The 6,672-nt window shown below is 63.1% G+C and carries 6 protein-coding genes; all 6 read left to right on the top strand.

Features of this window, described 5'->3' with window-relative positions; all coding sequences use genetic code 11:
• Positions 1 to 372: 372 nt before the first annotated feature.
• A complete protein-coding gene (locus GJ699_RS32890; RefSeq protein ID WP_154383640.1) occupies positions 373 to 1,860 on the top strand; it encodes a B12-binding domain-containing radical SAM protein in 1,488 nt (495 codons plus the stop codon).
• A gap of 88 nt (positions 1,861 to 1,948) precedes the next feature.
• Positions 1,949 to 3,064, top strand: a complete 1,116-nt coding sequence (locus tag GJ699_RS32885) for an MlaE family ABC transporter permease (protein ID WP_154383639.1) — start codon at positions 1,949 to 1,951, stop codon at positions 3,062 to 3,064.
• The gene (locus GJ699_RS32880) at positions 3,061 to 3,906 is read left to right on the top strand and encodes an ABC transporter ATP-binding protein (RefSeq protein WP_154383638.1); all 846 of its coding nucleotides are present in this window, start codon (positions 3,061 to 3,063) and stop codon (positions 3,904 to 3,906) included. Before GJ699_RS32885 ends, GJ699_RS32880 begins: the two co-directional genes overlap by 4 nt.
• On the top strand, positions 3,906 to 4,844 hold the full coding sequence (locus GJ699_RS32875) for an MlaD family protein (RefSeq protein WP_154383637.1): 939 nt from the start codon (positions 3,906 to 3,908) through the stop codon (positions 4,842 to 4,844). The genes GJ699_RS32880 and GJ699_RS32875 overlap by 1 nt, the downstream gene beginning before the upstream one ends.
• Positions 4,845 to 4,857: 13 nt before the next feature.
• Positions 4,858 to 5,469 carry an ABC-type transport auxiliary lipoprotein family protein gene (locus GJ699_RS32870; protein ID WP_371867742.1) on the top strand — a complete coding sequence of 204 codons (612 nt, stop codon included), beginning with the start codon at positions 4,858 to 4,860 and terminating at the stop codon, positions 5,467 to 5,469.
• Positions 5,466 to 6,659, top strand: coding sequence for a VanZ family protein (locus tag GJ699_RS32865; RefSeq protein WP_154383635.1), 1,194 nt, complete (start codon positions 5,466 to 5,468; stop codon positions 6,657 to 6,659). The genes GJ699_RS32870 and GJ699_RS32865 overlap by 4 nt, the downstream gene beginning before the upstream one ends.
• The last annotated feature ends 13 nt before the right edge of the window (positions 6,660 to 6,672 follow it).

Raw genomic sequence — 6,672 nt, 5'->3', positions numbered from 1 at the left:
GCCGCCAGCGTTCAATCTGAGCCAGGATCAAACTCTTTAGTTTAATCTCTGTTTATGACCACTGCTGGTCATGGTTCGCTCTTCTCAAAATACTGACAGTATTTCTACTGAATATTTCTTTGTTGAGCATTTAATGCTTTTTGTTGCAGCATCAAACGCCCACATTTATCGACTGTAAATTTTTAAAGATCATTCTGTGTTGCGTGCTGTTGAATCGTTTTGTTCTTCAGCGAAGAGGCAAGATTATGAAGTGTTTCGTTTATCTCGTCAAGCTCTTCTTTTTCTTCGCTCACTCTGCATTTGCATGCGTCGTTTTGCGAGGGGGCGAACTATAGCAAGGGCCGGCCGGTCTGGCAAGGGTAAAATACGCGGATGTCTATCTTACTCACCACACTGAACGCCCGCTACACCCACGCATCGCTGGGATTGCGCTATTTACTTGCCAATATGGGCGAGCTGCAGGAGCAAACCCGCCTGCAGGAATTCGTCATCGGCGCCAAGACCACCGAGATCGTCGAACGCATCCTGGCGCATGCGCCGCGCATCGTCGGTTTCGGTATCTATATATGGAACGTCGACGAGACTGAGAAAGTGGTGGCCATGCTGAAGCGCGTGGCGCCGCACGTCACTGTGGTGCTGGGCGGGCCGGAAGTCTCGCACGAGACCAATGAGCAGGAGATCGTCAAGCTGGCCGATTATGTGATCACCGGCTGGGGTGACGTCACCTTCCCCAAGCTGTGCGGCGAAATCCTCAATGGCCCCAAGCCACTGATGAAGGTGCACGCCGGCGTGCAGCCGCCGATGGCCGAGATCAAGCTGCCCTACTCCCTATATAGCGACGACGATATCAAGAACCGCACGCTGTACGTGGAAGCCTCGCGCGGCTGCCCGTTCAAGTGCGAGTTCTGCCTGTCGGCGCTGGACAAGACGGCCTGGCCGTTCCCGCTGAACGACTTCCTGGCCGAGATGGAGTCGCTATACCAGCGCGGCGCGCGCCTGTTCAAGTTTGTCGATCGCACCTTCAATCTGAACATCAAGACCAGTCTGAAGATCATGCAGTTCTTCCTCGATAAGCTGGAAGCGCACCCGGACGATCCGGTCTACGCCCACTTCGAGCTGGTGCCCGACCATCTGCCAGACGCACTGAAAGAGGGCATCGCCAAATTCCCGCACGGCGCGCTGCAGTTCGAGATTGGTATCCAGAGCTTCAACCCGGCGGTGCAGACGCTGGTCAGCCGCAAGCAGGACAACCAGAAGGCCGCCGACAACATCCGCTGGCTGACCACCCAATCGCACGCCCACATGCACGTCGACCTGATCGCCGGCCTGCCCGGCGAAACGGTGGACAGCTTTGCCGAAGGCTTTAACAAGCTGTGGGCGCTGGAGCCGCACGAAATCCAGTTCGGCATCCTCAAACGCCTGCGCGGCACGCCGATCATCCGCCACACCCAGGAATTCGGCATGGTGTACGACCCGTATGCGCCGTACACCATCCTGGCCAACCGCGATATTGACTTTACAACCATGCAGCGGCTGGTGCGCTTTGCGCGCTACTGGGATCTGGTGGCTAACTCCGGCCGCTTCGCCCACACGCTGCCGGTGTTGCTGGGCGAGCAGCCGTTCCAGAGCTTCATGGCCTTCTCCGATTGGCTATATGCCAATACCGACGCCACCCACCGCATCGCGCTGGAACGGCTGGTGACCATGGTGGCGCGCTATCTGCAGACGCGCGGCATGGCCAAGGATGATGCCGAAGCCCTGCTGGCCAGCGATTACAGCGGCGCTGGCGGCGGCCATAAGCCCAAGTCTGCGGACGCCACGCCAGCACCCAAGCGCCAGGCGCGCCGGCTGGCGGCCTGACGTAGATATCTGCCTTTAGAGCGAGGCCGCGCACCCACTGGTAACGCCCGGGTGGCGGCCGGGGCCAATCTCCCTTAAACTTGAGGCTATGCCTACCGCCCAAGAGCCTACCCTGACCCTGCAAGCCGGCGCCGTCGCCGCGACCGGCACATGGCAAGTTCACGCGCTGGCACAGGGCAAGGCCATGGCGACCATCACCACCTTCCTCAAATCGCTGAAGGGCGATCACCTTGAATGGGATCTGAGCGCGGTCGACAGCATGGACCACATCGGCGCCCAGCTGTTCTGGAACGCCTGGGGCAAAAGCCGGCCGACCGGCCTGACACTGGCGCCGGGCCTGGAAGAGTTCTTCAAGCGGCTGGAAGCCACCGGCACCATCGAGCTGCCGCGCGCGCGCCAGAACCGCCTGACGCTGGTGATGAAGCTGGGCTTCGCCATGCTGCTGTTCTTCGAACACCTGGCCGGCCTGCTGCAGTTGATCGGCCAAGTGGTGCTGGACAGCTGGCGCTTCCTGCGCCATCCGCTGCGCGGCCCGTGGAAGGAAATCTCGGCCAATATCTACCACGCCGGCTTTCAGGCGCTAGGCATCACCGCGCTGGTGGGTTTTTTAATCGGCGTGGTGTTTTCATATTTATCGGCGCAGCAGCTGCGTAACTTTGGCGGCGATATCTTCCTGGTCAACCTGCTCGGCATGAGCATCATCCGCGAACTGGGACCGCTGCTGGCGGCGATTCTGGTGGCCGGCCGTTCCGGTTCCTCAATCACCGCCCAGCTGGGCGTGATGCGCGTGACCGAGGAACTGGACGCGATGCTGGTGATGGGCATCTCGCACGGCTTCCGCCTGATCCTGCCCAAGGTACTGGCCCTGGCGATCGCCATGCCGCTGCTGGTGATCTGGACCGACACCATCGCGCTGATGGGCGGCATGCTGTCGGCGCGGCTGGAACTGAACCTGTCGCCGCAATACTTCCTGCTCAAACTACCGGAAGCGGTGCCGCTGGCGAACTACATGATCGGCCTGGGTAAAGGCGTGGTGTTCGGCATGCTGATCGCGCTGGTGTCCTGCCACTTCGGCCTGCGCATCAAGCCAAACACCGAAAGCCTGGGACGCGGCACCACCACCTCGGTGGTGACGGCGATTACCGCCGTGATTCTGGCCGACGCGGTGTTCGCGATCGTCTTCAGCGGCGTGGGGTTCCGATGAGCGAAGACCAGGTCAGCACCTGCGGTCCCGGCACCGGCGAACTGACGCTCGATGGCAGCGTGCCGGTGGTCGAGATCACCGGCCTGTGGACCAAATACGGCCGCACCGTGGTGCACCAGGATCTGAACCTGGAAATCGAACAGGGCGAGATCATGTCCATCGTCGGCGGCTCCGGCACCGGCAAGACCACGCTGCTGCGGCAGATGCTGGGCCTTGAACATCCGGCACGCGGCTGCGTGCGCGTGTTCGGTGAGGACATCAGCGAAATCGCTTCCGACCAGCTGCAGCAACTGCGCAATCACTGGGGCATGCTGTTCCAGCAGGGCGCGCTGTATTCGGCGCTGACGGTGTTCGAAAACATCGCGCAGCCGATGCGCGAGCTGCACGTGCTGCCGGAAGACCTGGTGCACGACGCCGTGCTGCTGAAAATGAATATGGTCGGCCTTGGCCCCGAGCATGCCAACAAGATGCCGTCCGACCTGTCGGGCGGCATGGTCAAGCGGGTGGCGCTGGCGCGCGCGCTGGCCCTGGAACCCAAGCTACTATTCCTCGACGAACCGACCGCCGGCCTCGATCCCGATTTGTCGGAAGCCTTTGTGGCGCTGATTAAATCGCTGCACCGCGAGCTGGGGCTGACGGTGGTGATGGTGACCCACGACCTCGATACGCTGTTCGCGCTGTCGACCCGCATCGCCGTGCTGGCGGAAAAACATGTGATCGCGCTCGGCCCCCTGGCCGATCTGCTGAAGGTCGATCACCCGTTCATCAAGGAGTTCTTCCTCGGCGACCGCGGCCGCCGCGCGCTGGAAGCACTCGAAGAAAAAACATCAACGGAGAAATGATGGAAAACCGATCCCATGCCCTCACCACCGGTTTCTTCACGATCACGCTACTGATCGCGGCGATACTGTATGGCCTCTGGTTCAACCGCGACCGCGTCGAACGCGTGCCCTACGTGATCGCCACCGCGCAGTCGATTCCCGGCCTGAATCCGCAGGCGCCGGTGCGCTATCGCGGGCTGGAAGTGGGCCGCGTCGGCGGCATCGCCTTCGATCCCAAGGTGGCCGGGCAGATCCTGGTCACGCTCAACATCAACACCGATGCGCCGATCACCACCACCACCTTCGCCGCGCTGGGCTACCAGGGCGTGACCGGCATCGCCTTCATCGCGCTGGACGACGACAAGGTCGGCTCGCCGCTGCTGCCATCCAGTAAAGACACCCCGGCCCGCATTCCGCTGCGTCAGGGCTTGTTCGACCAGCTGGAAAAACGCGGCAAGGAGATACTGTCGCAGACCGAGGAAGTCACGCGCCGTCTGAACACCCTGCTCAGCCCCGAGAACCAGAAAGTGATCCTGGGCGCGTTTGCCGATGTCAGCGAAACCGCGCAGAAGTACCGCGACATTCCGGACAAGCTGCAGCCCACCATCGACAAGCTGCCGGCACTGGCCGAGCAGACCCAGAAGACGCTGCACTCGGTGAACACGCTGGTGATCGACGTCGACAAGCTGGCCACCGGGCTGCAGGCGCCGGGCGGGCCGATCGACCGCATCACCACTCAGGTCGACCGCATCGGCAATTCGGTCGACGCCGTGGCCGGCGGGCTGGAACTGGATACGCTGCCGCAGGTGAATTCGCTGTCCGACGACACCCGCGCCTCGATGCGCGCGCTGCGCAAGACCATGAACAAGATTAACGATCGTCCGCAAAGCCTGATCTTCGGCGCCCCCGGCACGCCGCCCGGTCCCGGTGAAGAAGGCTTTAGCGCTCCAGCCAAATAAGGATAAGCAGATGATGACCTCCATACGCAACGGGATCGTGATCGCCGCCATGGCGCTGACACTGGGCGCCTGCGCCAGCAAGGGTTCGCCGACCGCGCAATATGATTTCGGTCCGCTGCCGGCCGCGCCGACAGCGGCAGCGGCGAGCGGCGGCATCGGCGCCATCATCGTGGCCGATGTCACCGGCCCGGCGGCGCTGGATACGGAGCGCATGCATTACCGCCTGCTGTACGCCGACGCGCGCCAGCAGCAGCCCTACGCCTACAACCAGTGGACCAGCACGCCGCTGCAGCTGCTGACCCAGCGCGTGAAGTCGCGCATGGCGCAGGCCGGCGTAAAAGTGCTGTCGACCACCGACGCCGCCGCCAGCACCACCGTGCTGCGCATGGAGGTGGAAGACTTCGCGCAGAACTTCGACAGCGCCACCAGCAGCAAGGGTGTGATCAGCCTGCGCGCCTCGGTGTTCCGCAATCACAAGCTGGTGGATCAGAAGACCTTCAACCGCAGCGTGCCTGCGCCGAGCGCCGATGCCGCCGGCGGCGCGCGCGCGCTGGCCGACGCCAGCGACGCGGTGGCGGCCGATGTCCTCAGCTGGCTGGCGACGCTGCCGCCATCCAGGGAATGACCGAGCACACGCCAGCCACGCCATTGCCGCCGGAGCCGGCCGCTCCGACGGTGTCGCAGCCGGCCACGCCGCCGCTGCGCCGCCCCTCGCCCATCACCCGCGCCACGCTGCTGGCTTATCTGTGCCTGATCGTCTACGCCAGCTGGTTCCCGTTCTCCGGTTGGCATAACCAGGGACTGTCGCCGTTCATCTTCCTGGAGACCATGAAGATGCCGCGCTGGTGGACCATGTTCGACGCCGTCACCAACGTCATCGGCTACATCCCGCTCGGCACCCTGATCGTGTACGCGCTGTACCCGCGCATCAAGGGCGTGTGGGCGCTGCTGATCGCCGCCGTCTGCGGCGCGCTGGTGTCCGGCACCATGGAAGCGGTACAGACCTTTTTGCCGACCCGCGTCTCCTCCAACCTCGATTTCTACACCAACGCCATCGGCTGCGCGCTGGGCGGCGTGTTCGGCGTGCTGAGCGCGCGCCGCCTGCTCGACCTGAGCCAGCTGCAACAACTGCGTCAGGCATGGTTCGCACCGCACGCCAGCCAGGGGCTGGTGCTGATGGCACTGTGGCCGCTGGCGCAGATCTATCCGCAGAACTTTCTGTACGGCCTGGGCCAGCTGCTGCCCATCCTGTCCGACTGGCTGTCCGAGCTGCTGGACCAGGAAATCGACCTGGCCAGCCTGATCCGGCCCGACGTCGACCTCACCGTCGAGCAATACTGGCTGTCCGAAACCATCATCACCGCCTGCGGCATGGTGGGCGCCGGCCTGACGCTGCTATGCCTGCTGCGCAAACCGGCGCCGCGCGGGCTGCTGGTGGCGGCCATGATCGCCGCCTCGGTGGTGGTCAAGGCGCTGGCCTCAGCGCTGCTGTTCGCGCCGGAAAACGCCTTTGTCTGGGTGACGCCGGGCGCCGAGGGCGGCTTTTTGATCGGCGCCATCATGCTGGCCGGCCTGACCTACGCCCCGCATGTGGCGCAGCGGCGGCTGGCGATCATCACCCTGCTGCTGGGCCTGGCCATCATCAACACCACCCCGGCCAACCCGTATTTTGTGGCCACTTTGCAAACCTGGGTACAGGGCAAATTCCTCAATTTCAACGGCGCGGCCCAGTTTTTGTCACTGCTGTGGCCGCTCTTTGCGGTCTGGTTCCTTTGGCTGCCTTCTCACAAGCTGAACGCCGCCAAGGTATCATAGCGGCTACGAATTC

Origin of the sequence: Duganella guangzhouensis (assembly GCF_009674535.1) — a bacterium.
GTDB lineage: Bacteria > Pseudomonadota > Gammaproteobacteria > Burkholderiales > Burkholderiaceae_D > Rugamonas > Rugamonas guangzhouensis.
This window is presented reverse-complemented; position numbering and strand designations above follow the sequence as displayed.

Coding starts and splice junctions, on each gene's coding strand:
- GJ699_RS32890 (WP_154383640.1), top strand. CDS start 373: ATGTCTATCTTACTCACCACACTGAACGCCCGCTACACCCACGCATCG.
- GJ699_RS32885 (WP_154383639.1), top strand. CDS start 1,949: ATGCCTACCGCCCAAGAGCCTACCCTGACCCTGCAAGCCGGCGCCGTC.
- GJ699_RS32880 (WP_154383638.1), top strand. CDS start 3,061: ATGAGCGAAGACCAGGTCAGCACCTGCGGTCCCGGCACCGGCGAACTG.
- GJ699_RS32875 (WP_154383637.1), top strand. CDS start 3,906: ATGGAAAACCGATCCCATGCCCTCACCACCGGTTTCTTCACGATCACG.
- GJ699_RS32870 (WP_371867742.1), top strand. CDS start 4,858: ATGACCTCCATACGCAACGGGATCGTGATCGCCGCCATGGCGCTGACA.
- GJ699_RS32865 (WP_154383635.1), top strand. CDS start 5,466: ATGACCGAGCACACGCCAGCCACGCCATTGCCGCCGGAGCCGGCCGCT.